Origin of the sequence: Brachybacterium ginsengisoli, from assembly GCF_002407065.1 — a bacterium.
Classification (GTDB): domain Bacteria; phylum Actinomycetota; class Actinomycetes; order Actinomycetales; family Dermabacteraceae; genus Brachybacterium; species Brachybacterium ginsengisoli.
Genome location: NZ_CP023564.1, coordinates 2,856,337 through 2,880,044, shown reverse-complemented (window position 1 = coordinate 2,880,044; position 23,708 = coordinate 2,856,337). Strand labels below are relative to the sequence as shown.

The following is a 23,708-nucleotide window of genomic DNA, read 5'->3' as shown; positions in this document are numbered from 1 at the left end:
GGGTTCCCGGACTCCGCCGGTACGATGAACGGGTCGGTCCTGCGGAGCGCCACGGCGTCCGGCACGGACCCCCGATCCCATCTGAGGAGTCTCATGGCACGCCACAACATCGTGTTCGGCCGCGACCAGGCCGTCCGCGGCGATGCGAACTACAGCGCCCCCCAGTTCGGCCGCTCCGCGCAGGCCGCCCCCGCCCAGGACACCCAGTGGTCCTCCGGCTTCGCCCAGCAGGGCGCCCGGAGCGCCCAGGGAGCGGACTCGCTCGAGGCGATGTACGCCCGTCCCTCCGCGACCGGTCACGACACCGGCAGGATGACCATCAAGGACGCGCTGAACGCCATCACCGCGACCCTCGGGCTGGTCGTCGTGGTGGGCTTCGCCATCGCGATCCTGCCCTACGCCCTGGCGCTCGTGGCCGGCGACGCCGGTGCCCAGGCGGGCCTGCTGATCGCCGGTGCCGCGACGATCATCGGCGTCCTCGGCGGGCTCGTCGCCGCGCTGGTCAACATCTTCAAGAAGCAGCCCTCGCCGATCGCCGTGCTGGCCTACGCCCTCTTCGAGGGTCTGTTCCTCGGCGGCATCAGCGGTTCGATGGAGTTCTACTTCCCCGGCATCGCCCTGCAGGCCGTGGTGGGAACCCTCGCCGTGGCCGGCACCGTGCTGGTGCTCTTCCGGGTGGGCGTCCTGCGCACCTCGCCCCGGCTGAACAAGATCTTCATGGTCGCGATGATCGCGTACATGCTGTTCGGCCTCGTCAACATCGGCCTCATGCTCGCCACGGGCCAGAACCTCCGTGACGGCGTGCTGGGCCTGGCCATCGGCGGCCTCGCCGTGGTGATGGCCTCCTACTCGCTGGTGATGGACTTCGAGGACGTCCAGCACGCCGCCGAGTCCGGGATGCCGCGCAAGTACGCCTGGCGCCTCGCCTTCGGGGTCACGGTCACCATGGTGTGGCTGTACGTCGAGATCCTGCGAATCCTCGCGATCCTGCGCGGCAACGACTGATCCCGACGCCGGCACAGCCGGCGACCGTATGCTCGACGGCGGGCCCCTTCCGGGGCCCGCCGTTCTGCTTTCCCCCTGTGAGAGGACCGTCGATGGCCGAGGTGTGGCAGTGGGTGACGCACGAGGGGCTGGTCGTGCTGCCCTACGTGTACTGGACGCTCGACGTCCTGCTGCGTCTGGTGAGCCTCGTGGTGGTGCCGCGCAACCGTCGGCCCGGGTCCGCGATCGCCTGGCTGCTCGCGATCATGGTTCTCCCGCTGGTCGGGTTCCCGCTGTATCTGATGCTCGGCAAGGCCCAGCTCCCGCGCCGCCGCCGGGAGAAGCAGCAGGCCATCAACCGCCTGATGCGCGTGCGGGCCCACGACATCCCCGACAGCGAGCTCGACGAGGACGCCCCCAGCTGGCTGCAGTCCGCGGTGCGGCTCAATCGTGAGCTCGGCGCTTTCCCGCTGACCGGCAACAACTCCGCGGATCTCGAGATCGACTACGACACCTCGATCTCGGCGATGGCCGCCGACGTGCGCGCCGCGCAGGAGAGCGTGCACGTGCTCTTCTACATCATGGGCCTCGACGAGGTCACCGAGGAGTTCTTCGCCGCCCTCTGCGACCGGGCCGACGCCGGCATCGCCGTGCGCGTCCTCTACGACCACTGGGGCGCGCTCAGCCACGGCGCGCAGTACCGGGCGATGCGGCGCCGGCTCGACGACCACGGCATCGAACACTTCCCGATGAACCCGATCCAGCCGATCCGCGACGGCGCCTTCCAGCGACCCGACCTGCGCAACCACCGCAAGATGGTGATCGTCGACGGCGAGGTGGGCTGGATGGGCAGCCAGAACATGATCGCCGCCCACTACGACAAGCCCTCGAACATCCGGCGCGGTCTGCACTGGCAGGAGACGATGGCGCGCTTCCGCGGCCCGATCGTCTCGGAGCTGAACCTGCTGTTCGCCACCGACTGGTACTACGAGTCCGACCAGACACTCCCCGAGGAGACCGTGGTGCGGCACTCCCCGGACACCTCGGGCACCTACGAGTGCCAGCTGGTGCCCAGCGGCCCGGGCTTCGTCGCGGAGAACAACCTGGCGCTGTTCAACCAGCTCTTCTACTCGGCCACCGAGCGCATCGTCGCGGTCTCGCCGTACTTCGTGCCGGATGAGTCGATGCTCGAGGCGCTGGTCACCGCCGCCCGGCGCGGAGTGGCGGTGGAGCTGTTCGTCTCCGAGATCGGGGACCAGTTCCTGGTCTTCCACGCCCAGCGCTCCTACTACTCCGTGCTGCTGGAGGCGGGGGTGAAGATCTGGCTCTACCGGGCTCCGACCATCCTCCATGCCAAGCACGTGAGCATCGACGACTCGGTGAGCGTCATCGGATCCTCGAACATGGACATCCGCTCGTTCGTGCTGCAGATGGAGTGCTCGCTGATGATCGGGGGCACCGATGCGATGGAGAAGATCCGCGAGGTGGAGGCGACCTATCGCTCCCGCAGCCGCGAGCTCACCCTCGAGGAGTGGCGGCAGCGGCCCCGCGGGATGCAGATCATCGACAACCTCTGCCGGCTGGCCTCCGCCGTCGTCTGAGGGCTGCGCCGTCGTCTGAGGGCTGCGGAGCCGCTCAGCCGATCCCGGTGAGGGACTCGTAGGCCTCCTCGGCCGCCTTCTCGTGCTCCGTGACGCCCACGGCCGTCTCGGTGCCGAAGAGGCTCGGGCCCTCGGGTGTGTCCAGCACGACGATGTCCAGGGCGGTGGCGTCGGTCTTCTCGAGGGGGTCGGTGGCGAAGTTGACGGTGGCGGTGGTCCGATAGCCCGACATCCCGGCGATCGTCACCGGGACGGTGACCTTGTCATCCAGGGTCCTGCCCGTGGTGTCTCCCCAGTTCGCCTTGTAGAAGAAGCAGTCCACGATCTTCTGGGAGGCAACCTCCGCCCCGGGGTACTCGATGCCCGGCTGCCACTCGATCTTGCCCACGAAGGAGGTGGAGTACCACGTCGCCTCGACCAGGGCCTGCGCCCCCTGGAGATCGTTCGCATAGGCGATCCAGTACGGTGCGCCGCGCTCCTTGAAGCTCGACGGCGGGATGTACTGCAACCCGCCGCCGCGCAGCTTGCCCGAGGGGTTCTGGGACTCCCGCTCCGCCTCCGGGATCCAGCAGCGCTCCTCCTCGACCTCGGTGGGTGTCGCGGAGGCCGACCCGTCGGAGGCCCCGGACTCGGTGCTCGCGGAGGTGGGAGGGTCGGCGATCGGGTCGCCGGTGGGCCGGAACACCAGGTACCCCACGGTCACGCCGACCACCAGCAGGAACACGACGGCGAAGGCGATCCCTCCGATGAGCAGGGTGGATCCGCGGCCGCCGGGGCCGGGCGCCTGCTGGGGGGAGGTGGGGAACTGCGGTCCGGTGTGCACGGGGGCTCCTTCGGCGGGGTCTCGTCCGGCGCTCACTCGACGACGTCGAGGCTGGCGATGATGTCTTCGAGATCCTGGGCATGCTCGGGCTGATCGGCGGCGACATCGCTCGCGAGCGCGCTGGGGCCCTCCGGGGTGTCCACGACGATCGAGGTGACGATCGAGGCGCTCGAGGACTCCAGCACATCGGGGTCCTCGAAGTGATAGGTGGCCTGCACGATCCAGGCTGCCGTGCCGTCCACGGTGGTCGCCTCGGAGCGGTAGTCGGTCACCTCCGGAGCCTCCCCGAAGAAGGAGACGACGCCGGCCGTGGTGGCGTAGCACTGGAAGATCGCGACGGCGGACTTCTCGAGCCCGGGGTAACCGCCCTCGTCCTCCGGGAAGGAGACCCTGCCCAGGTTCACCACGCTGTACCAGTTGCCCTCGACCAGGCGGGCGTCGGCCCCGATCTCCGTCATGTACGGCAGGGAGTCGGAGGCCCATCCGCTGCCCCAGCTGTCCGGGGAGGTGTACTGCAGGCCGCCGCCGCGAACGGTGCCGGGGGCGGTCGTCGGCCCCGGCTGCGTGTACTCGGGGATGGTGCAGTCGGTCGTCGGTGACTGGGTGAAGATCGGCGGGGGAGGGGCGATGTCCGGGTCCTCCGGATCGGGCACGTACTCGGACTGCCCCTCCGCCGAGCGCCCGGCGGTCGGGTAGGCGGTCTCGTCCGGATCGTCCAGGACGGAGCGGAAGACGGTCTGGGAGAGCACCAGGGCGAGGACGGCCAGCAGCACGACCGTGCCGCCGATGACGGACAGCATGGTGGTGCGGGAGCGGCGCAGGGCGCGCTCGCTCGGCGCGCCGAGGGTGGACGGGCCGTGGCCAGCGTCGAGTCCCGCCTGGGACGGCGTGGCGGAGGTGGAGAAATCGGGCAGGCCGTCGCCTCCCGGCTGCTGCCCGCTGCCTGCGTCCTGACTCATCCTCACCTCCCCGACCCGGAGCGTCGTGCTCCGGCACCACCCGTGCCTGCGCCCCGGGAGATTCTCGCATGCCCGGCCCGTACATCGAGGGTCAGGATAGTGCGGACGAGGGGAAGGGATGCGCTGCGACCACCGGAATCGGCCAGACCCCCTTGGTACCCTCCGCAGACGGAGCCGGCTCGGCGCCGCGACCCGCCCGAGAAATGGAGACTGCATGCGCCCGCCCCTCGTCCTGACGATCGCCGCCTCGGAGTCCGACGGGGCCGGTGGCGTCCAGGCGGATCTGAAGACGTTCACGGCGCTGGGTGCCTATGGCGCCAGCGCCGTCACCATGGTCACCACCGTCACCGCCCAGAAGGTCCACGGCACCCATCCGCTGCCCGCGGAGGTCGTGCGCGGGCAGATCGATGCCGTCGCGGAGGATCTCCGACTGGACGTCACCAAGATCGGTGCGCTCGGCAGCGCGGCCGTGGTCGAGGCGGTCGCCGGTGCGGTGCGGGCCCATCGCGACCGGCTGGGGCGGATCGTCCTGGACCCGGTCATGGTCAGCGCCCACGGCACCCCGCTGATCTCTGCCGAGGGGGCGGCCGCGCTCGGCACGGCGCTGCTGCCGCTCGTGGACGTGCTCACCCCGACGATGGCGGAGGCGGCGCAGCTGCTGGGACGCCCGCTGGCCACCTCGATCGAGGAGATGCGGGACCAGGCCCTGGCCCTGCAGGCACGGGGGCCGGGCTCGGTGCTGATCACCGGCGGCGGCCTCGAGGGCGAGGACGTCGTGGACGTGCTGGTCCACGAGGGTGGCACGGACCTGCTGCGCGGTCGCCGGGTGGCGGGCCGACGGGTCCGCGGCGCGGGCACCACGCTCTCCGCCGCGATCGCGGCGCAGCTGGCCCGCATCGCCGGCTTCGATCGGGCGGGGGAGCTGGGGGAGATCGGCGAGGCCGGGACCGACGACGACATGGTCACCATCGTCGCCTCGGCCCGCGAGTTCGTCGCGAGCGCCACCGAGAACGCCCAGGACTGGGCGCTCTCGCGGACGGACGGCGGTCACGGTCCGCTGAACCACCTGATCACCCTGGACACCTGAGCTCCTCGGGCGGCAGGGTCGGGGTCGTCACCCCTCGAGCAGCCCCAGCTGCTCCTTGAGCGCGAGCATGCGTCCGGCGGACTCCTCCACCCTCCGCGCCTGCTCCTCGCTCTCCTCGGCCCAGGCCTCGATCGCGTCGACCAGTTCGCCGGTGAGCGAGGCGTCGGCGGTGAGGACCACGTCGCCGCCGGCGGCGAGCAGCCGGGTGGCGCGATCGGGCACGGGCACCGCGGCGACGGCCTTCGCGGCGCCGATGTCATCGGTGATCACCAGCCCGGTGAAGCCCAGCTCGCCGCGCAGCAGGTCCTCGATCGCGGCGGAGGAGAACATCGCGGGCACCTCGGGCTCGAGGCGAGGGTAGATCGCCGAGGACATCATGACCATGCCCGCGCCCGCCTCGATCCCCGCCCGGAAGGACTCCAGGAACGGGTCGCCGGATCCGGTGACCGGGTCCTCGATGCCCTCGGCGGAGAAGTCCGTGTTCTCCTCGACCCGACCGAGGCCCGGGAAGTGCTTCAGGCTCGCCCCGACCCCCTGCGCGGCGAGCGCCTCCGTGGCCGCGGCGACGCACTCGCCCACGGCCTCCGGCTCGGTGCCGAAGCCGCGGCCCAGGGCGCCGACGGGGCCGTTGGCGTCGCCGAGATCGGGGTCGACCACATCGGCCACCGGGGCGAGGGCCACCTGGATGCCGCGGGCGGCGAGGTCCTCGCCGATGCTGGTGTAGGCCTCGGTCACCGCGTCGGGGCCCTCGGCGCCGAGCGTCTCGGCCGACGGGGTGCGTCGGGCGGCGTCCCCGCGGAGCATCCGCACCTGGCCGCCCTCCTGGTCGACCGCGATCAGCGGCGGGAGATCGGCGCGGGAGCGCTCGCGGGCGGTGGCGACGGTGGACTCGACCGCCTCGGCGCTCTCCCAGACCTGCAGCAGGAAGATCCCGCCGGCATGGTGGTCGCCGAGCACCTCCTCGGGGATCTCGCCGCCCGCCGGGATCCCGACCAGCACCAGCTGGCCGGCGAGCTCGCGCGGGGTGAGGTCCTCGAGCAGCAGCTCCGCGGCGGTGGGCGGGTCGGGGGTGGGCTCCGTCGTGGGGTCCTCGCTCGTCGGCTCCGCGGAGGGGCCGGAGCTCCCGCCGTCGCTGCCGCCGTCGCTCGAGCCGCCGTCGGGAGTCCCCGTGCTCGGATCATCGGCCGTGCAGGCGGCGAGCGCCGCGACCGGGGCCAGGGCCAGCAGGTGACGACGTCTCATGCTCCGAGTCTTCCACGGCGGGGCGGGGTGGGGCGACGTGGGCGCGAGGGTGATCCGCGCCTCGCCGCCACCGTAGGGTGGGGCCATGAGCATCCCTCCGCAGGAGCACCGCCACGCCGCGCGGATCGAGGCGGGCACCTCCGTGCCCCTCGAGGAGTGGACCCGTCGGCTGGACGAGGCCGGTGCCCGCGAGCTCGACCACACGGCGATCGCCCGCCTGCTGGGAGAGCGGTGGGAGGTCTCCGGCTGGTGGGCGCAGGGCGTGACCGTGGCCTACGAGCAGGTCATCGGTCGTCGCGTCGTGGGGCAGAGCTGCGAGGGGGACTTCTCCGCCTCCGCCTCCCGCACCGTGCCCGGTGATCCCGACGCCGTGCGCGAGAGCTGGGACGCCTTCATGACGCCGGAGCGCCGTGAGGAGCTCGGCCTCGAGGAGCCGCGCCTGACCGACACCACCGCCTGGCGCTACTGGCGCGCGGCGGTCCAGGACGGGACCCGGCTCTCCGTGAACATCACCGCCAAGGACGAGGGACGCAGCACCCTCGGGATCGATCACAAGGGCATCGAGACCGCCGAGGGCCGGGAGGTCTGGAAGACCGCCTGGAAGCGCACCCTGACAGATTTCACCGCATCCGCCGCCAGCGACCAGGAGACCCGATGACCGACGCCGCCACCCCGCTCACCCCGCAGCTGCCCGCCCCGGACGGCAGCTCCGATCCCCACCTGTGGCTCGAGGAGGTCACCGGCGAGGACGCCCTGGCCTGGGTGCGCGAGCGCAACCGTGCGGCGGAGTCGGAGCTCGACGCGGTCGTCGATCCGGCGGACCCGGAAGGGGCCCCGCTCGCCCGGACCCTGCAGGCGGAGCTCCTCGAGATCCTCGATGCGAAGGACCGCATCCCCGGCGTCACCAAGCGCGGCGACCTGCTCTACAACTTCTGGACCGACGCCGAGCACGAGCGCGGGCTGTGGCGGCGCACCACCCTGGACTCCTACCGCACGGAGGAGCCCGAGTGGGACGTGCTGCTGGACGTCGACGCGCTGAACGAGGCCGAGGGGGAGGACTGGGTGTGGCACGGTGCGCGCCTGCTGCGCCCCGCGGAGGGAGAGGTCCACCGCCACGCCCTGGTGGACCTCTCCCACGGCGGCTCCGATGCGGACGTCACCCGGGAGTTCGACCTCGAGACGCGGCAGTTCGTGCCCGCCGCCGAGGGCGGCTTCGAGCGCCCCGAGGCCAAGGGCTCGTTGAGCTGGATCGATGCCGACACCGTCTGGGTCTCCACCGACTTCGGCGAGGGCACCATGACCAGCTCGGGCTACGCCCGCCAGGCGAGGATCTGGCATCGCGGCACGCCGCTCGCCGAGGCGGAGCTGGTCCACGAGGTCACCGAGTCGGACATGGCGGTCTTCGCCGCCCATGACTCGACCCCCGGGTGGGAGCGGGACTGGGTGATCGAGGCGCATGCGTTCTACGACCAGACGGTCCATGTCGTGGACCGCACGCAGCAGCCGCCGGAGCTGCGGACGGTGGAGGTCCCCCGGGACCTGGAGGCCACCGCGCACCGTGACCTCGGCATCTTCTCCCCGCGCAGCGACTGGGAGGTGGGGGAGGACGTCTACCCGGCCGGCTCCCTGGTGGTCGGCGACTTCGAGCGCTTCCAGGCCGGCGAGCCCGAGCTGCACATGCTCTTCGAGCCCACCGAGACCACCTCGCTGGCCGACATGACCATCACCCGCACCACCGTGGTGCTGTCGATCCTCGAGGACGTCGTGCACCGCCTCGAGGTCCACACCCGCGACGCGGAGGGCCGGTGGGTGCGGCGCGACCTCTACCCCGAGCTCCGCGGTGCGATCGGGGTCGCCGCGGTGGACGCCGACGAGAGCGACGAGGTCTGGGTGACGGTCACCGACTTCATCGAGCCCACCCGCCTGCTCCTGGGCGACCTCTCGGAGGTCGCGGAGGACGGAGAGGCCGGGGAGCCGGTGCTGGTGAAGTCCGCCCCCGCCCGCTTCGACGTCGAGGGCCTCGACGTCAGCCAGCACTTCGCGATCAGCGACGACGGCACCCGCATCCCCTACTTCGAGATCTCCCGGCTCGGCGAGGGCGAGGACGGCGAGGCGGGGCCGCGGCCCACCCTCCTCTACGGCTACGGCGGCTTCGAGATCTCCCTGACCCCGTCCTACCTCGGCGGGATCGGCAAGGCCTGGCTCGAGCGCGGGGGCACCTACGTGCTGGCCAACATCCGCGGCGGCGGCGAGTACGGTCCCCGCTGGCACCAGGCCGCGCTCCGGGACCAGCGCCACCGCGCCTACGAGGACTTCTCCTCGGTCGCGAAGGACCTCCTCGAGCGCGGGGTCACCGATCGCGACCACCTCGCCGTCCGCGGCGGCTCCAACGGCGGTCTGCTCACCGGCAACATGGTCACCCAGCACCCCGAGCTGTTCGGCGCCGTGATCATCCAGGTGCCGCTGCTGGACATGAAGCGCTACAGCCACCTGCTGGCCGGGGCGTCCTGGATGGCCGAGTACGGCGACCCGGACACCGAGGACTGGGAGTTCGTGCGCACCTTCAGCCCGTACCACCTGCTCGCCGAGGGCGTGGAGTACCCGCCGACCTTCGTGCTGACCTCCACCCGCGACGACCGGGTCCACCCGGGGCACGCCCGGAAGTTCACCGCCGCGATGGAGTCGCTGGGGGCCGACGTGCGCTCCTGGGAGAACATCGAGGGCGGCCACGGCGGGGCGGCCACCAACGAGCAGGCCGCCCGCATGAACGCCCTGCTCTACACCTTCCTCTGGGCCACCATCGGAGACCGCACGTGACCTGGCGGCAGCGGCCCGACGGGCGGCCGGACGGCCGGAGGGGCGTGTGAGCCCCTCCGCCGTGCCGCCCGCCGTCGTGCCGCCCGTCGCCGCACGGTCGTTGACCTCCGAGCTGTTCGACCGCTCGTCCCAGGACGACCTGCTCCAGCTGCGCAACGACCTGATGACGGTCTACCGGGAGTTCTCCGCCGAGGACCCCCGGCTGTTCCCGCTGCGCTATGCGCGCACCCTCCCGCGTCGGCCGTCCTCGATCCGGGATCCGCGGCCGCGGCCCGGCGGTCGCTCCACCGGCCGCCCGGCGACGGCCACCCAGCCGTCGGGGATCGCCGAGCCGCAGGTCCCGGTGCTGATCGTGCCCGACGGCCCGGCGCGCGCCTCCGTGCTGCCCTACGACGTGCTGCGGCGCAGCCTGGCGGGGCGCGGCCTGGACGTGCTCATGATGGAGCACCGCGGGGTGGGGCTCTCCCGGCTCGACTCCACGGGGGAGGACCTGCCGGCGCAGGCGATGGGCGTGCGCGAGGTGATCGGCGACCTGGTCGCCGTGCTCGACCACGCCCGGGTCGAGCAGGCGGCGGTGGTGGGCACCGGCTACGGCGCGTATCTCGCCCAGCTGCTCGCCGTCCTCCATCCCGAGCGGGTGCACTCCCTGGTGCTGGACTCCCCGCTGACCGGCGCGGCCGACGAGGCCGTGGCCCAGCAGGCCCTGCGGGAGGCGTACTGGGAGGGGACGGATCCGGCGACCGCCACCACCGCCCGCACCCTCCGCCGCCTGGCGGAGGAGGGCGTGGTGGACGCGCGGCGGGCCGGTCCCGTGGTGCTCGCGGTCCACGAGCACGGCGGCCCGCACGCCGTACGGGAGCTCGTGGACCTGCTGGCCGTGGGCCGCGGGCGACTGACCTGGACCAGCGTGCGCCAGGTGCTGAACCAGGCCTGGCTGCAGTCCACGCCCTATGTGGTCGAGCACGACCTCACCGCCCGGATCACCCACACCGAGCTCGGGGGCGGCCATCACGGCGACGGCGGTCCGCTGGATCCGCTGCTGCATGCCGCGGACCAGGCCCGCGCGGTGCCGCCCTTCCGGGGCGAACCGGTCGATCTGCGCTCGGTCGCGCCCGCGATCACCGCGCCGACGCTCGTGATCACCGGCACCCAGGACCTCGTCTCGCCGCCGAGGATCGCCCGCGAGCTCGCCGCCCGGATCCCGTCGGCGCGCCTGCTCGAGGTCCCCGGGGCGCGCCATTCGATCCTCGACACCCGCAGCCGGATCCTCCAGGTCGCGGCCCGCTGGAGCGCCTGCGGGACGGCGCACGAGCTGCCCGCACGCGCCGAGGAGCTCGCCGCCCTGCCGGCCTCGGCGGCGGATCTCGCTCTCTCCCGCGGCCTGCAGATCGCGCTCGCCGCGGAGCGCCTCTCGCCCTGGCGGCTCCGTCTCGCCTCGGCCCGGGCCGAGCGCGAGCGGAGCCAGCTCGCCAAGGCGCAGATCGACCCGCGACCGCATCGGGGACGCCGCAGCGGCATCGATCGCGCCGACCCGGTGTGAGCCGCTCCTGAGCGGTGGGGGAGACGCCCGCGGAACAGTACGCTGACCTCCGAGGATGAGGGCAGGGATCGGGCCGAAGGGGCGCAGATGAGGGGCAGCAGCACGCGACGGAGGGCCACGGGGATCCGCAGCACGGTCCCGCTGGTCTCGCAGCAGAGGCTGCTGCGCGGCCTGGCCGCGGCGAGCATCCTCGCCGTGGGCACGGTGACCGGCCTCGGGGCGGCCGGGCTCGGCCCTCTCGCGGCGCTCGCAGGGGACCCGCACGAGCGGCCGGCCGAGGATCCCGCGGGGACGACCGCACAGGACCCTGCGGCCTCCGACGGCGGCGGCGAGGAGACCCCCGCGCAGAGCCCGAGCCCGACGATCGCGCCCGTGCAGAGCACGCCGGAGGAGGAGCCCGAGCCGTCGACGACGCCGGAGGAGACCACGACCCCGGAGGAGACGGCCGCCCCCGAGGAGACGACCGCCGCGATCACCGAGCGGCAGGAGCCCGCGACCGCCGAGCCGGGGACCGAGGACGGGCAGCGAGGCTCCTCCCAGGGCGGTTCCTCCGGCGGTCGCGGCAGCGGCGGCGGGAGCTCGTCGGGAGGGAACCGTCCCGGCGGCGGCTCCGCGGATCCCGGGCCCTCGACGCCCGCTCCGACGACTCCCGAGCCGACGACTCCCGAACCGACGACTCCGGCCCAGACGGACCCGGAGCCGACCACTCCAGCTCCCACGGACCCCGAGCCGACGAGGCCAGCGCCGACGGAGCCGGAGGCGTCTCCGTCCTCCCCGGCGGGGCCCGGGACGTCGGCCCCTGCCGAGGGTGAGGGCACGGGCGAGGAGCCCGGGAGCGCCGGGACCGTCGAGACCCCGGCCGACGGCACGGAGCAGGGGCAGGTCGACGCCTGACGACCCGCCTCCGGGGCCCGGCCTCGGGACTCAGCCCGCGGCGGGGGCCGGATGCGCGCCGACCTCCGGACGGCACACCACGGTGAAGCCGCCGTCGGAGAAGACCTCCCGGTAGGTCTCGTTCCACTCCTGCTCGGCCCAGACAGCGGTGCTCGGCGGCGGGGTGCCGGCCCAGGAGAAGGCGTACTGGTCGCTGAGCACGCAGTCGGGCACGCGCCGGTTCGGGCCGTGGAGCCACTGCACGTCGTGATCGGGGACGGCCTGGGCCATGAGGGTGATGTCGACGGCGAGCACCGTGTCGTCCGGCACCGCGGCCAGCGCCTCGGCGGCGATCGGCGCCCTCCAGGTCGGCTCCCACCTCTCGGGCCGTACCACGTCGAGCACGGGCATCGCGGGACCGAGCGCAAGGGTCACGGCCGCGGAGAGCGCGACCGCGCTCACGCGCATCCATCGGGCGGGCCGCTCGGACCGCTCCCGCCACCAGACGGTCGCCCGTCCGGTGCGCCGATCCCCGAGGGCGTCGAGCATCGCGGCCAGCGCGATCGGCATCAGCACGGCGTTGTAGTGCCAGTACCAGTCCCAGTAGAACTCGACCGTGCCCGTGAAGCGCCAGGCGAGGGTGGGGAGCATCAGCCAGATCAGCGGGGAGCGGCCGCCGATCAGGCCCGCCGCCAGCAGCAGCATGAGCACCGTCAGCCACTTCACCGGCGGCCAGAACACCTCCAGCGGCGAGCCCAGGTTGTCGGTGTAGTCGTACTGCCCGGCGGTGTTCAGCGCCGGCAGGATCACGAAGGTCGACAGGATGAACCAGCCCGCGCCCCAGCACGCGAGGGCGTATCCCAGCAGGCGATGCTCGCGATCGTCCCGGTGCCGCAGCGCGATGATCCCTCCCAGCAGCGCGACGGTGAGACCGAGATCCTCCTTGACCAGCACCAGGGGCGCCGCCCACAGCACAGCGGCGGGCACCCGGTCACGCAGCAGGGCGGTCAGGGCCATCGCCAGCAGCGGCACCGCGAACGCGATCTCGTGGAACTGCACGGACGCCGCGGATTGCAGCCCGAAGGAGAACACGTACGCCCCGCCCGCGACGGAGCCCAGCCAGGGGCCGAGGCGATCGATCGCGATCCGGGTCAACGGGATCGCGGAGATCCCCAGCAGCAGCGCCTGGGTCCACAGCAGCGCCTCGCCCGAGGGCCACACCCACCACACGGGGGCGAGCAGCGCCAGGATCGGATGGAAGTGGTCACCGAGCAGGTTCACGTCGTCGCCCTTGATCGGGACGATCGGCGCCCGCAGCTCACCGTAGGCCCGCGCGAGCTGCGTGAAGATCCCCAGGTCCCAGGACCGTGCCGTGAGGTTCCGGAACTGCAGCGTGCCCTGCACCCCATAGGCGACGGTCGCGAGCACGGCGAGCAACGGGGGCACCAGGTGCCATCCCCGCCGCGCGGCTCGGTCGGTGGACGGCGGGGCGTCCTGCCGGGGCGAGGGAGCGTCGGCGGTGCGGTTCACGGTGAGCAGGGTACCGGGCCCGCACGCGCGGCCGGATCGCAGGGGTGGGGGCGGGGGCTCTGCTCCGTCACGTGAGCGCCCTGCCGGCGAATCCTGTGCTGACCATAGAATCGGCTCATGACCTCGATCTCTTCCGGCCGCCTGCTCCGCCTCACTGTCGCGGCAGGCGCAGTGGGGGCCCTCAGCCTCATCGAGCCCCGACGGCTCGGACCCTGGACCCGTGCCGCCTACCGGGTGGGCACGGCTGCGGTGAGCGGTCTGCTCGTCGCGGATACCACGACCGAAGAGGGAGCGCTGCTGGATCCGACGCTCGACGGGCTCCTCGGCGGAGGCGTCACCCTGGGCCTCATGGACCTGTCCGAGCACCTGGATCACAGGATCGTGGGCGGGCTCCATCGTCTCGGAGTGTCGCGGCCGCGGCTGCTGCTGGCCGGGATCGGGGCGGCTGGCGCGGCGGTGCTCTACCTGGTGCAGACGCCGACCTGGACCGAACGCGGTGGCGAGCTTGCTCCGTCCGAGGACGGCCAGGCGACGGTGGAGATGCCCGAGCAGGTCAGAGCGTTGATCGCGGCGCTGCTCGAGCCTCCGGTCGACGGCGGCGACCACGCCGGCGCCCCTGCGCTGCGCACGCAGCTGGACTCCACTCGCATCGTCGAGGTCGACAGCGGGAGCAGCGACGTGATGCTCGTCGTCGAGCGGGCGGAGCACCTCGCCGTGCCGTGGAATCAGACCTGGCCGGTCACCGGCCGCTTCGATCAGGGCGGCTTCTGCTTCTCGCTGGAGCTGCAGATCGATGATGGCCGGCTCGGGATGCTCAGCGTGATGGTGCTGGACGAGGACGAGCGTGCGGACGAGGCCCTGGAGTTCCTCGACCGTCCCGGATACGAGCTGCCGACGCCTCAGGCGATCACCCTGCACCATGAGAGCGAGAGCGAGGAGCCGTCGGGCGCACTCCCGTGACGGCGAGCTGTCACCGGGGCCTGCACGGGCCCTTGCACGGTCGGCGCAGCCGTGGCGCCTCGTCGTTGCACAATCGTGGCCTGGCTCTTCGGTGATCGGGCTCACCTCGGGCACCGGTTCGTGATGAGATGCCCAGTGCTGGTGCGCGCCGGTGATCCCGGGCGCGACGACGCGCAGCACACCCACTCCATCCCTTTCCGGAGGTTCGCGACGATGCCCCTCACCCGACCACCACTGCCCAGACCCCGCGGAGTGCTCGCGGCCGGCGCCGGCGCCGCCCTCGTGGCCGGCCTGCTGGTCGCCCCGCCCGCGCTCGCCGACGGCGGCGACCCCGAGTTCCTCGGCTCCGCCTCCGATCTCGGCGTCGAGGTGCCCACCCCGACCGATGTGCTGGACTCCGCCGAGGCCGCGATCCCCGGCCGCTGGCTCGTCCAGGTCGAGGGCCAGCCCGTGCTTCGCGGCGGCAGCGGCTCCTCGAACTCCCGCGCGCAGGAGAGGGTCGAGCAGCGGGCGGCGGAGGCCCAGATCCCGATGGAGGTCGCAGAGACCTTCGTGGCGGGGTGGAACGGCATGTCGGTGACCATGTCCGACGCCGACGTCGCCAAGCTCCGCGAGGTCCCGGGCGTGACCGGTGTCTACCCCGTGCTCGAGGTCGAGCGGCCCGATCCGGCCGATGCCGCCCCGGAGGACGTCTACGGCAACGCCATGACAGGCGTCGACCAGCTCCAGTCGGTCGACGGCCTCACCGGCGAGGGCGTCACCGTCGCGGTCATCGACTCCGGCATCGACTACAACCATCCCGACTTCGGCGGCTCCGGCGTCAACGACGAGACCGCAGACTTCCCGGGCGAGCGCGTGGTGGGCGGGACCGACCTCGTCGGCGACGCCTACGACTCCCGCACCGGCGAGGCGCCCGTCCCGGACGACTACCCCGACGACTGCGGCGGCCATGGCTCCCACGTCGCGGGCATCATCGGCGCGAACGGCGACCCCGAGACCGGCGGCGTGCTCGGCGTCGCCCCGGGCGTGGACCTGCTCTCGTACCGCGTCTTCGGCTGCGAGGGCTCCAGCAGCACCGAGGTCATCCTCGAGGCGATGGAGCTCGCCATGGAGGACGGCGCCGACGTGGTGAACATGTCCCTCGGTGCGAGCTTCGTGACCTGGCAGGACTACCCGACCGCGCAGATGTCCGATGCGCTCACCGCCAACGGCGTCACCATGGTGATCTCCGCGGGCAACGAGGGCACCGCCGGCACCTTCTCCAGCGGCGCGCCCGGCGTCTCCGCCGGAGCGATCACCGTGGCCTCCGTGGACAACACACACCTCCGCTCGCCCTACGCCACGGCGGGGGACGAGGAGATCGCGTACGCCGCCGCCACCGGCGGTCCGGAGGTCCCGACCTCCGGTGAGCTCGCCCTGGTCTCCGCCGGCGCCGCGGGCAGCGCCGCCGCCCAGGCCTGCGATCCGGCCGCGGTCATGCCGGCCGCCGGCGCCGGCCAGGCCCTGCTCGTGGAGCGCGGCACCTGCTCCTTCTACGAGAAGGCCCTCGCCGGTCAGCAGGCCGGCTATGACGCCGTGATCCTCTACAACAACGCCCCCGGCGCCGTGAACCCCACGGTCGAGGGCGATCCGGCGATCACCGTCCCCGTGGTGATGATCAGCCAGGAGGACGGTCTCGCCCTGCAGGAGGCGCTCGCCGCCGGGGAGGTGACCTGGGCCTGGCAGGAGGGGACCGTGACCTCGGAGAACCCCACCGCAGGACTGGTCTCCGACTTCTCCTCCTACGGCCTGACTGCCGAGCTGGAGCTCAAGCCCGACATCGCCGCACCCGGCGGGTCGATCTGGTCCACCATCCCGCTCGAGCAGGGCGGATACGGCGCCAAGTCCGGCACCTCGATGGCGGCCCCGCACGTGGCCGGCGCCGCGGCGCTGCTGCTGGAGGCGAAGCCCGATCTCGCCCCGGCCGACGTCAAGGCCGCGATGATGAACTCCGCCGATCCGCTGACCTGGTCGCTGGTCCCGGACGCGGGCTACCTCGAGCCGGTCCACCGCCAGGGTGCCGGACTGCTGGACATGGTCGGCGCGGTGCACAGCACCACCCGCGTGGACGATCCGTCGATCTCCCTCGGCGAGGGCGAGAACGGCCCGCAGACCGTCACGCTGACCGTCCGCAACGACTCCGACACGGAGCAGACGTACGACGTCGGCGTCCGTGACGGCATCGCCACCGGCCATCCCACGTACGACCCGGCGTTCTACGACGCCCCGGCCACGAGCGAGCTCGGCGCCGACACGGTCACGGTGCCGGCCGGCAGCAGCAGCGAGCTCACCGTCACCCTCGGCGAGGACTTCGGCGAGGACGGCATCATCTACGGCGGCTGGATCACCCTGACCGGCGCGGAGGACGACATCGTGGTCCCCTTCGCCGGGCTCTCCGGCGACTACCAGGCCCTGCCCGTGCTCGACGACCAGGGGATGGGCCTACCCTCCCTTGGCGTGAGCGACGGCGCCGGCAGCGTGCTGCTGGACCCCGAGGGCGGCCACACGTACACGATGCAGGACGGCGACGTCCCCTACCTCGCGTACTACTTCGGCTACCCCGTGGATCGCCTCGAGATCACGGCCTACTCCATCAACCCGGCCGGGAAGAAGAAGGTCGTCAACCCCTCCGTCGGCCTGATCGACGCGGGTGACCACCTGGGTCGTTCGTCCGAGCCCGAGGTCTGGGCCTGGGACGGCAGCTACGCGCTGAAGAACCAGAAGACCAAGACCGTGAAGAACGGGGACTACGTCCTCGAGCTGCGGGTGCTGAAGCCCCTCGGAGATCCGGAGAACCCGGACCACTGGGAGACCTTCACCTCCCCGCAGTTCACGATCGACAACCCGAACCCCGGCAAGCCCGGGGCGCACTGAGCCCGAGCGGCACAGCGCACGGCGGGGGCGGCATCCACACGGATGCCGCCCCCCGCCGTCGTGCGTGCCGCCGTCACGCCGTCGGCAGCTCGGCCTCCTCGATCCGGGCGAAGCGGATCTCGCGCGCCTCCACCTCCCACAGGACCCCGATCGCTCCGTCGCCCAGGGCCTGGACCACCGAATAGTCCAGCGGACCCGGCTCGAACACCAGCGCCTCGTGCCAGTGCTCGCCGTCGTCGTGGGAGACGCTCAGGGTGCCCCGGACCCGAGCGAAGCGATCACGGGCGCCCGTGAACAGCAGCTGCTGTGCTCCGGGGTCCCCTGCCGGGGCCTCCGGGTGCAGGGCTGCGAGCTGTGCGTTGTTCCCGGGATCCACGAACTGCGGGTCGATGCCGCGATCCTCCCAGCTCTCCCCGCCGTCCGCGGAGACCGCGATCCGGCGATGCCCGCCACGGGCGTGGTCGCGCGAGTTCAGCAGCACCCGACCGTCGGAGAGCTCCACGACCGTGGTCTCGTCCATGTCCTCGCCGACCGGAGCCCCGCGTCGCCAGGTCTCGCCGTGGTCGTCGGAGAACAGCACGAAGGAGCGCACCACCTCTCCGTCGGGCGCCGTGAACCATCCGCAGTACGGCTGCAGCATCCGGCCCGCATGCGGTCCGCGACGCAGCACGATCCCGGCGCCCGAGGTGGGGAAGGCGGTGCGGATCTGCTCCGGGGGAGCGGCGACCGCGGTGACGGAGCGGAACTGCCAGCTGTGCCCGGCATCCTCGGAGATCCCGACGACCGAGCCCATCACGTCGCGGTCCGCGTCGTCGACGCCGGCCACCGCGTCCCACACGCCTCGATCCTTGGCATGGGTGTGGAAGACGATCAGCCGGCCCGAGACCGGGTCGTGGAGGTAGCTGGGGTCGCAGTACCACTGCCCGCGCTCGCGGTCCGCTTCCCGCAGCACCTCGAACGGGCCCCAGGTGCGACCGCCGTCGAGCGAGCGTCGCTGCACCAGCCCCGTCGGGTCCGGGACGTCCTGGCCGGTGTCCCGGCCGTCGAAGGCGGCGAGCAGCTGCCCCTGGCCGAGGGAGATCAGGGCCACGATCCGGTACCGGGGCCACGGCCCCTCCCCGGCGCGGGCGAGCACGGTGTGGGGCACCGAGCGCTCGGGCACCGGTGCCGGGGAGGAGCCGAGGGAGATCATCGCGAGAGGATCCAGTTCATGTCCAGGCGCGCGATCATGAGCGTCTCCTGCTCGCCCTCGTAGGCGAGGAGGAATTCGTCCCGGCCCACGGGGATGATCACCGAGTACTGGCACGCGCCGGGGGCGAAGACCCGCTTGCGCTCCCAGGTCGCGCCATCGTCGGTCGAGATCTCGACGGTGCCGTTCACGCGGTCGGTGGGCACGTGGTCGGCGTGGGAGAAGAGCAGCACCCTCGCTGCCGCGGAGCCCTGCGGCGCGTCCGGGTATGCGCGGCTGATCTGGGCGTTGTTGCCGGGGTCGACGAGGGTGGGATCACGATGGAGATCCTCCCAGGTCTCACCCCCGTCATGGCTGAGCGCCACCCAGCGCCGGCCGGTGCGCACGTGCTCGCGGGAGTTGAGCATGACGGTGCCGTCGGAGAGCTCGACGACCTTGTTCTCGTCCATCTCGGCACCCACCGGGGTGCCCATCGTCCAGGTCTCGCCGTGGTCGTCGGAGTAGACGGAGTACGCCGAGACGACCTCGCCGCCGGACCCGCTCCGGAACCAGCCGGCGTACTGCTGGATCAGTCGGCCCCTGTGCTTCCCGTAGCGCAGCTGGATGCCGGCGCCGGAGGAGGCGAACATGGCGCGGCAGTCCGCAGGCTTGACGACCTCGGTGAGGGAGCGGTGCTCCCAGGTCGCGCCGGAGTCGTGGCTGATGCTGAGGTTCGCGCTCATGATCCGACGGTCCGCGTCGTCGTTGCCGTACTCGCCGTCCCACACGCCGACGTCCTTGGAGAACACGCAGAACAGGAAGATCGTCCCGGTCTCGACGTCGACCACATAGGAGGGGTCGGAGTAGCCGAGCTTCTCCCCGGGGACGTCGGACTCGAGGCCCTGACGGATCACCGTCGGCTCGCCCCAGGTGAGCCCTCCGTCGGTGGAGCGTCGCTGCCAGATCGAGTTCGGAGCAGGGGAGTCGCCGTGCACGGGCCGCTTGTCGAAGGCCGCGAGCAGATCCCCGTTCGGGGCGACGGCCAGGGCCGGGATGCGGAAGTTCAGCACTCCCCAATCACCGGGCGCGGCGAGGACCTGCTCCTCGTAGCTGCCCTGTCGGCGGCCCTGGTCCTTGATCAGGGGGAGCGCCGCTGCGCCGGCGGCGGTCGCGGCGGCGGTGCCGGTGCCGAGGGCGGTCAGCGCAGCGGCCGTGCCGAGCAGGCCGCGTCGGGTCAGTCGTGCATCCATCGGGTGTTCTCCTTCATCGGGGGTTCCTTCAGGGGTCCTCGGGGTCGGCGGCTCAGGGCGCGAGAGCATCTCGCACCTGGCCGTCGAGCACCGGGGCATGGGCGTCACCGGCGTTGGCCTGGTGACCGATCAGGGACACCGCCGCGCCGCCGTCCTGCGTGATGCGGAGGTCGGAGAGGGCGCAGCCGGTGAGGTTCCAGACGCTCGCGGGCAGCCTGCGGGCCGTGACATCGGTGTACCAGAGAGTGTTGGCGCTGAAGGTCGGCGGCAGCACGTCCTCGAGCACCACGCCGGGGCCCGGATCGCGGAGCGCTCCGCCGATCGGGAGCTCCAGATGCCGGGTCCAGGAGCGCATGCTCCCGCCGTTGGAGTGGTTCAGGGTGCAGCCGGTGATGGACCCGTGGGACCAGTTGTCCCCGGCCAGCTCGCCGAAGGGGCTGGTCGCCGCGATCGAATAGTAGGCGCCGTAGCATCCGACGATGACGTTGCCGGAGAGGTTCCAGTTGCCGGAGGAGTTCCACACCGCGAGCCGACAGCTCGTGAACACGCTCGAAGCCAGCAGCGAGTACTCGCACCGGTCGGCGGCGGAGAGTCCGATGTGGCAGGCCTCGACGCGGCACCCGATGATCTGGAGACCGCAGGAGAAGTAGTCGTCGGCCCGGTCGCCGGTGGCGGCCAGGCCCGCGCCGCGCCATCCGACCAGGTCGCAGTCCAGGACCCGCAGGTTCCGCGCCCGGTGGGCGCGGATCGCGGTATGCGCCGTCTCGAGCGGCACGTCGATCGGCGGCGGTGACCCGGCGGCGCCGCCGCCGAGACCCGGCACTCCGTGCAGGCGCACGCCGCGCAGGGTGACGTCGACGGCGCGGTCGAGCACGAACGCTCCGTGCGTCGTGGAGGAGGGCACGATCACCGCCCCGTTGCCCTCGATGAGGGTGCCGCTGGGCAGGGCGACGGGTGCCGCCAGCACGTACTGCTCCCCGGGGACGAGCTGCACCTGCGGGGTCTCGGCGAGCACGGCGGCCATGTCGTCCTGCGGGCGCAGCACCGGCAGTCCGCGGGCGGGCGGTGCCGCCTGGGCCGCCCCGGTGGGGGAGAGGGCGGCGGCGAGGCCCACGCCGGCGGCGCCGAGCCCCGCGAGCACGGCGCCGCGGGGGATGCGCTCGGAGACGGCGCGCTCGGGGTCGGTGGGGCGAGGACTGCGGGACATGGACACTCCGTTCGACGGTGAACCGGTGGGGCCTGCTCAGGGGACGCTGAGGTCAGCGGTCGGTGACCGCCTCGCGGAACCAGCGGGTGAGGGAGGTGGGATGGGTGATCGCGGTGCCGACGACCACCGCATGCGCCCCGGTCGCCCGGGCCGCCGCGGCCTGGGCGGGGCTGTGGATGCGGCCCTCGGCCACCAGTGCGCTGGTGGCGGGCAGGCGACCGGCGAGCGCCTCGAGCAGCTCCAGGTCCGGGCCGACGGTCCGCGGGCGGGCGTCGGTGTAGCCGGCGAGCGTGGTGCCGATGATCTCGACGCCGAGCTCGCCCGCGAGCAGCGCGGACTCGACGCTGTCGCAGTCCGCCATCAGGGGACCGTCGAAATGCTCCCGGACGGCGGCGACGGTCTCGGCGAAGCTGCGCCCGTCGGGGCGGGGACGGGCGGTGCCGTCCAGTGCGAGGATGTCCGCCCCGGCCTCGATCACCGCGAGGCAGTGCTCGAGGGTGGGGGTGATGAACACTCCCTCGGTCCCGTCCTTCCAGATGCCGATCACCGGGACCTCGACCGCGGCTGCGACCTGACGGATGTCCTCGAGGCCCTGCGCGCGCACCGCCGCCGCGCCGCCCTCCACGACGGCGGCGGCGACCTGCGCCATCGTCCGCGGATCGCGCATGGCCTCCCCGGGGTAGGCCTGGCAGGAGACGATCAGAGAGCCCTCGAGGGCGGAGACCAGGGGATGCATGGGGGTCCTCTCAGCGGTGCAGGGGGTGGGAAGGGACGGAGCGTTCACGGCCGAGCGGCGACGGGCGCGGCGAGGTCGTCGAGACAGCGGGCGGCGGCCCCGAGCAGGGCGGCGTGGGACCCCGCGGTCGCCGACAGCACCGGAGTGTCCGCGACGACGTCCATCGCCTCCTGCCGGATCCCGTCTGCCAGGGCCTCGCGCCAGGGCCCGGGCGCCTCGGCGACCCCTCCGGTCACGGTCACGATCTCGGGATCCAGCACGTTCAGCAGCGCACCGAGGACCCGTCCGGTCACCGCACCCGCGATCCGGTAGGCCTCGCGCGCCCCGCTCTCGCCGGCCTGCGCGGCCGCCGCGAGCGCCCGGCCGTCCCGCAGCGCGGTCCCGGCGCCCAGACGGTGCGCGAGCCGCACGATCCCGGGGCCGGACGCGAGGCCCTCGAGATGACCGGTCCTCCCGCAGGGGCAGGGGATCCCGGCGGCCTCGGGCACCGGGACGTGGCCGATGTGGCCGGCGGCTCCGCGACCTCCGGCGACCACGGAGCCGCCCAGCACGTGACAGCCCCCGATCCCGGTGCCGACCGCGACCAGCAGCAGGGAGCCGTGATGGCGGCCCGCACCGAAGCGGGCCTCGCCCAGGCCGTGGGCGTGGACGTCGTTCAGGGCGCTGACCCCCACGCCGAAGCGCTCCCGGAAGGGGGTGAGGAGGTCGGTGCCCGCCCAGCCGGTCAGCGAGTCCGTGGCGTGGGTGACCCGGCCCCGGGCGCTGTCGATCACCCCGGCCGAGGAGAGCCCCACCGCGCGCACTGCGGTACCCGAGCGGACCTGCTCGGCGAGCTCCAGGGCGGCCCCGAGGATCGCGGCGGGCCCGGCCGTGGCGGGCGTCGCCGTCTCGGCGATCCGCTCGAGCCGCGGAGGCTCCTCCGTGCTGTCATCGGCACTGCTCTCACCGGCGCCGATCCCGTGGACCAGGGCGGCACGGATCTTCGTGCCCCCGAGGTCGAGGGCGAGGACCGGATCAGGCATGCGCGCCGGCCCCCTGCGAGGCGGCGAGAAGCCCCGTCTGCCCGAGGATCTCGCGGATACGGCCCACGGCGTCCCCCTCGATCGGGGACATCGGGCGGGCCATGGTGTTGGTGGAGAAGATACCGAGCTCGCGCAGCGCGGTCTTGAAGGCGCCGACGCCAGCGGCCGGCCCCACCTTGCCGGTGGGCTGGAAGACGATCTCGAACAGCTGGGCGAGGCGGTCCTGCTCGGTGCGCACCTGCTCCCAGTCCCCGGCCTGTGCGGCCCGGTGCATGCGCACATAGCCGGCAGGATCCACGTTGCCGAGCCCCGGCACGGAGCCGTCGGCCCCGGCGAGGTAGGCGCCGTCCACGACCACCTCGTGGCCGGTCAGCAGTGTCATCGGCGAGCCGGCGGCGCGGTTGCCGGCGGCGAGTCGGCGGAAGCCCACGTCATCGCCGCTGGAGTCCTTCACGCCGGTGATCACGCCGTCCGCTCCGAGCCGCAGCAGGAGCGGGGCCGGGAGCTTCGTGTGGACGCACACGGGGATGTCGTACGCCCAGATCGGGCGCTCGGTCACCGCGGCGACCTCCCGGAAGTGGGTGTCGATCTCCTCGGGGCCGGTGATCGCGTAGAACGGCGCGGTGACCACGTAGCCGGCCAGGTCGAAGCGCTCTGCGGCCCGCACGTGCTGGATCACCCGGTCGGTCTGCATGTCGATGACCCCGGCGATCACCGGGACCTGCCCGGCGACGGTGCCGGTGACGGCCTCGAGCACGGCGGCGCGGCGGGCGTCGTCCCAGAAGGCGACCTCGCCGGAGGAGCCCAGGGCGAAGATCCCGTCGACCCCGCCCTCCAGGAGATGGCCGACCAGGCGCTCGAGCGAGGGCAGATCGATCTCGCCGTCGGCGGTCAGGGGGGTCAGCAGCGGCGGGACGACGCCGGTCAGGGCGGTGGCGGGGGTGGTCATGTCTTTGCTCCTCGAAGTTCTGGAAGGGTGTGGGCGCTCGTGGGGTG

The 23,708-nt window shown here is 72.8% G+C and carries 19 protein-coding genes; 9 read left to right on the top strand and 10 right to left on the bottom strand.

The window, feature by feature from the left end:
- Nucleotides 1-93: 93 nt before the first annotated feature.
- Both CFK41_RS12875 and cls read left to right on the top strand, forming a co-directional pair.
- Nucleotides 94-1,005, top strand: coding sequence for a Bax inhibitor-1/YccA family protein (locus CFK41_RS12875; RefSeq protein ID WP_096800025.1), 912 nt, complete (start codon nt 94-96; stop codon nt 1,003-1,005).
- A 92-nt stretch (nt 1,006-1,097) separates the two neighbouring features.
- A complete protein-coding gene (gene cls, locus CFK41_RS12870; protein WP_096800024.1) occupies nt 1,098-2,585 on the top strand; it encodes a cardiolipin synthase in 1,488 nt (495 codons plus the stop codon).
- Nucleotides 2,586-2,619: 34 nt separating this feature from the next.
- Here the strand turns inward: cls and CFK41_RS12865 are convergent, their stop codons facing one another.
- Complete coding sequence (locus CFK41_RS12865) at nt 2,620-3,408, bottom strand: hypothetical protein (RefSeq protein ID WP_096800023.1); 789 nt, start codon at nt 3,406-3,408, stop codon at nt 2,620-2,622.
- A 32-nt stretch (nt 3,409-3,440) separates the two neighbouring features.
- Complete coding sequence (locus tag CFK41_RS12860; RefSeq protein WP_096800022.1) at nt 3,441-4,367, bottom strand: hypothetical protein; 927 nt, start codon at nt 4,365-4,367, stop codon at nt 3,441-3,443.
- 214 nt (nt 4,368-4,581) lie between these two features.
- Between CFK41_RS12860 and thiD the strand changes: the two genes are divergently transcribed.
- Nucleotides 4,582-5,454 carry a bifunctional hydroxymethylpyrimidine kinase/phosphomethylpyrimidine kinase gene (thiD, locus tag CFK41_RS12855; RefSeq protein WP_096800021.1) on the top strand — a complete coding sequence of 291 codons (873 nt, stop codon included), beginning with the start codon at nt 4,582-4,584 and terminating at the stop codon, nt 5,452-5,454.
- A 27-nt stretch (nt 5,455-5,481) separates the two neighbouring features.
- Here thiD and CFK41_RS12850 read toward each other — a convergent pair whose 3' ends face one another.
- On the bottom strand, nt 5,482-6,696 hold the full coding sequence (locus CFK41_RS12850; protein ID WP_096800020.1) for a glycoside hydrolase family 3 N-terminal domain-containing protein: 1,215 nt from the start codon (nt 6,694-6,696) through the stop codon (nt 5,482-5,484).
- 85 nt (nt 6,697-6,781) lie between these two features.
- On the opposite strand from CFK41_RS12850, the gene CFK41_RS12845 reads away from it, so the two are divergent.
- The 4 genes from CFK41_RS12845 to CFK41_RS12830 all read left to right on the top strand — a co-directional run bounded on the left by CFK41_RS12845 (nt 6,782) and on the right by CFK41_RS12830 (nt 11,947).
- On the top strand, nt 6,782-7,354 hold the full coding sequence (locus CFK41_RS12845; RefSeq protein ID WP_096800019.1) for a hypothetical protein: 573 nt from the start codon (nt 6,782-6,784) through the stop codon (nt 7,352-7,354).
- Nucleotides 7,351-9,513, top strand: a complete 2,163-nt coding sequence (locus tag CFK41_RS12840; RefSeq protein ID WP_096800018.1) for a prolyl oligopeptidase family serine peptidase — start codon at nt 7,351-7,353, stop codon at nt 9,511-9,513. The genes CFK41_RS12845 and CFK41_RS12840 overlap by 4 nt, the downstream gene beginning before the upstream one ends.
- 46 nt (nt 9,514-9,559) lie before the next feature.
- Nucleotides 9,560-11,053, top strand: coding sequence for an alpha/beta fold hydrolase (locus CFK41_RS12835; protein WP_227873074.1), 1,494 nt, complete (start codon nt 9,560-9,562; stop codon nt 11,051-11,053).
- 87 nt (nt 11,054-11,140) lie between these two features.
- A complete protein-coding gene (locus tag CFK41_RS12830) occupies nt 11,141-11,947 on the top strand; it encodes a hypothetical protein (RefSeq protein ID WP_096800017.1) in 807 nt (268 codons plus the stop codon).
- A gap of 30 nt (nt 11,948-11,977) precedes the next feature.
- On the opposite strand, the gene CFK41_RS12825 is transcribed toward CFK41_RS12830, so the two are convergent.
- On the bottom strand, nt 11,978-13,456 hold the full coding sequence (locus CFK41_RS12825) for a DUF2079 domain-containing protein (RefSeq protein WP_227873073.1): 1,479 nt from the start codon (nt 13,454-13,456) through the stop codon (nt 11,978-11,980).
- A gap of 117 nt (nt 13,457-13,573) precedes the next feature.
- On the opposite strand from CFK41_RS12825, the gene CFK41_RS12820 reads away from it, so the two are divergent.
- Both CFK41_RS12820 and CFK41_RS18270 read left to right on the top strand, forming a co-directional pair.
- Nucleotides 13,574-14,416: a hypothetical protein gene (locus tag CFK41_RS12820; protein WP_096800016.1), complete on the top strand. Its 843-nt coding sequence runs from the start codon at nt 13,574-13,576 to the stop codon at nt 14,414-14,416.
- Between the two features lie 213 nt (nt 14,417-14,629).
- On the top strand, nt 14,630-17,329 hold the full coding sequence (locus CFK41_RS18270) for a S8 family serine peptidase (protein WP_151904751.1): 2,700 nt from the start codon (nt 14,630-14,632) through the stop codon (nt 17,327-17,329).
- A gap of 73 nt (nt 17,330-17,402) precedes the next feature.
- On the opposite strand, the gene CFK41_RS12810 is transcribed toward CFK41_RS18270, so the two are convergent.
- Genes CFK41_RS12810 through CFK41_RS12785 form a run of 6 tightly spaced genes read right to left on the bottom strand, consistent with a single transcriptional unit; the run spans nt 17,403 to nt 23,661 of the window.
- Nucleotides 17,403-18,521 carry a sialidase family protein gene (locus CFK41_RS12810; RefSeq protein WP_096800014.1) on the bottom strand — a complete coding sequence of 373 codons (1,119 nt, stop codon included), beginning with the start codon at nt 18,519-18,521 and terminating at the stop codon, nt 17,403-17,405.
- Nucleotides 18,518-19,747 (bottom strand): sialidase family protein, encoded by a 1,230-nt coding sequence (locus tag CFK41_RS12805; protein WP_096800013.1) that lies wholly within the window; start codon nt 19,745-19,747, stop codon nt 18,518-18,520. Before CFK41_RS12805 ends, CFK41_RS12810 begins: the two co-directional genes overlap by 4 nt.
- Before the next feature lie 52 nt (nt 19,748-19,799).
- Complete coding sequence (locus CFK41_RS12800; protein WP_096800012.1) at nt 19,800-20,954, bottom strand: hypothetical protein; 1,155 nt, start codon at nt 20,952-20,954, stop codon at nt 19,800-19,802.
- Nucleotides 20,955-21,006: 52 nt separating this feature from the next.
- Nucleotides 21,007-21,690, bottom strand: coding sequence for an N-acetylmannosamine-6-phosphate 2-epimerase (locus CFK41_RS12795; protein WP_096800011.1), 684 nt, complete (start codon nt 21,688-21,690; stop codon nt 21,007-21,009).
- 44 nt (nt 21,691-21,734) lie between these two features.
- The gene (locus CFK41_RS12790) at nt 21,735-22,712 is read right to left on the bottom strand and encodes an ROK family protein (protein WP_096800010.1); all 978 of its coding nucleotides are present in this window, start codon (nt 22,710-22,712) and stop codon (nt 21,735-21,737) included.
- The gene (locus CFK41_RS12785; RefSeq protein ID WP_096800009.1) at nt 22,705-23,661 is read right to left on the bottom strand and encodes a dihydrodipicolinate synthase family protein; all 957 of its coding nucleotides are present in this window, start codon (nt 23,659-23,661) and stop codon (nt 22,705-22,707) included. The genes CFK41_RS12790 and CFK41_RS12785 overlap by 8 nt, the downstream gene beginning before the upstream one ends.
- Nucleotides 23,662-23,708: the final 47 nt, after the last annotated feature.

Excerpts from the sequence above, each read along its gene's own strand:
- CFK41_RS12875 (WP_096800025.1), top strand. The coding sequence starts at position 94 with ATGGCACGCCACAACATCGTGTTCGGCCGCGACCAGGCCGTCCGCGGC.
- cls (WP_096800024.1), top strand. The coding sequence starts at position 1,098 with ATGGCCGAGGTGTGGCAGTGGGTGACGCACGAGGGGCTGGTCGTGCTG.
- CFK41_RS12860 (WP_096800022.1), bottom strand. The coding sequence starts at position 4,367 with ATGAGTCAGGACGCAGGCAGCGGGCAGCAGCCGGGAGGCGACGGCCTG.
- thiD (WP_096800021.1), top strand. The coding sequence starts at position 4,582 with ATGCGCCCGCCCCTCGTCCTGACGATCGCCGCCTCGGAGTCCGACGGG.
- CFK41_RS12850 (WP_096800020.1), bottom strand. The coding sequence starts at position 6,696 with ATGAGACGTCGTCACCTGCTGGCCCTGGCCCCGGTCGCGGCGCTCGCC.
- CFK41_RS12845 (WP_096800019.1), top strand. The coding sequence starts at position 6,782 with ATGAGCATCCCTCCGCAGGAGCACCGCCACGCCGCGCGGATCGAGGCG.
- CFK41_RS12840 (WP_096800018.1), top strand. The coding sequence starts at position 7,351 with ATGACCGACGCCGCCACCCCGCTCACCCCGCAGCTGCCCGCCCCGGAC.
- CFK41_RS12830 (WP_096800017.1), top strand. The coding sequence starts at position 11,141 with ATGAGGGGCAGCAGCACGCGACGGAGGGCCACGGGGATCCGCAGCACG.
- CFK41_RS12820 (WP_096800016.1), top strand. The coding sequence starts at position 13,574 with ATGACCTCGATCTCTTCCGGCCGCCTGCTCCGCCTCACTGTCGCGGCA.
- CFK41_RS18270 (WP_151904751.1), top strand. The coding sequence starts at position 14,630 with ATGCCCCTCACCCGACCACCACTGCCCAGACCCCGCGGAGTGCTCGCG.
- CFK41_RS12810 (WP_096800014.1), bottom strand. The coding sequence starts at position 18,521 with ATGATCTCCCTCGGCTCCTCCCCGGCACCGGTGCCCGAGCGCTCGGTG.
- CFK41_RS12805 (WP_096800013.1), bottom strand. The coding sequence starts at position 19,747 with ATGGATGCACGACTGACCCGACGCGGCCTGCTCGGCACGGCCGCTGCG.
- CFK41_RS12800 (WP_096800012.1), bottom strand. The coding sequence starts at position 20,954 with ATGTCCCGCAGTCCTCGCCCCACCGACCCCGAGCGCGCCGTCTCCGAG.
- CFK41_RS12795 (WP_096800011.1), bottom strand. The coding sequence starts at position 21,690 with ATGCATCCCCTGGTCTCCGCCCTCGAGGGCTCTCTGATCGTCTCCTGC.
- CFK41_RS12790 (WP_096800010.1), bottom strand. The coding sequence starts at position 22,712 with ATGCCTGATCCGGTCCTCGCCCTCGACCTCGGGGGCACGAAGATCCGT.
- CFK41_RS12785 (WP_096800009.1), bottom strand. The coding sequence starts at position 23,661 with ATGACCACCCCCGCCACCGCCCTGACCGGCGTCGTCCCGCCGCTGCTG.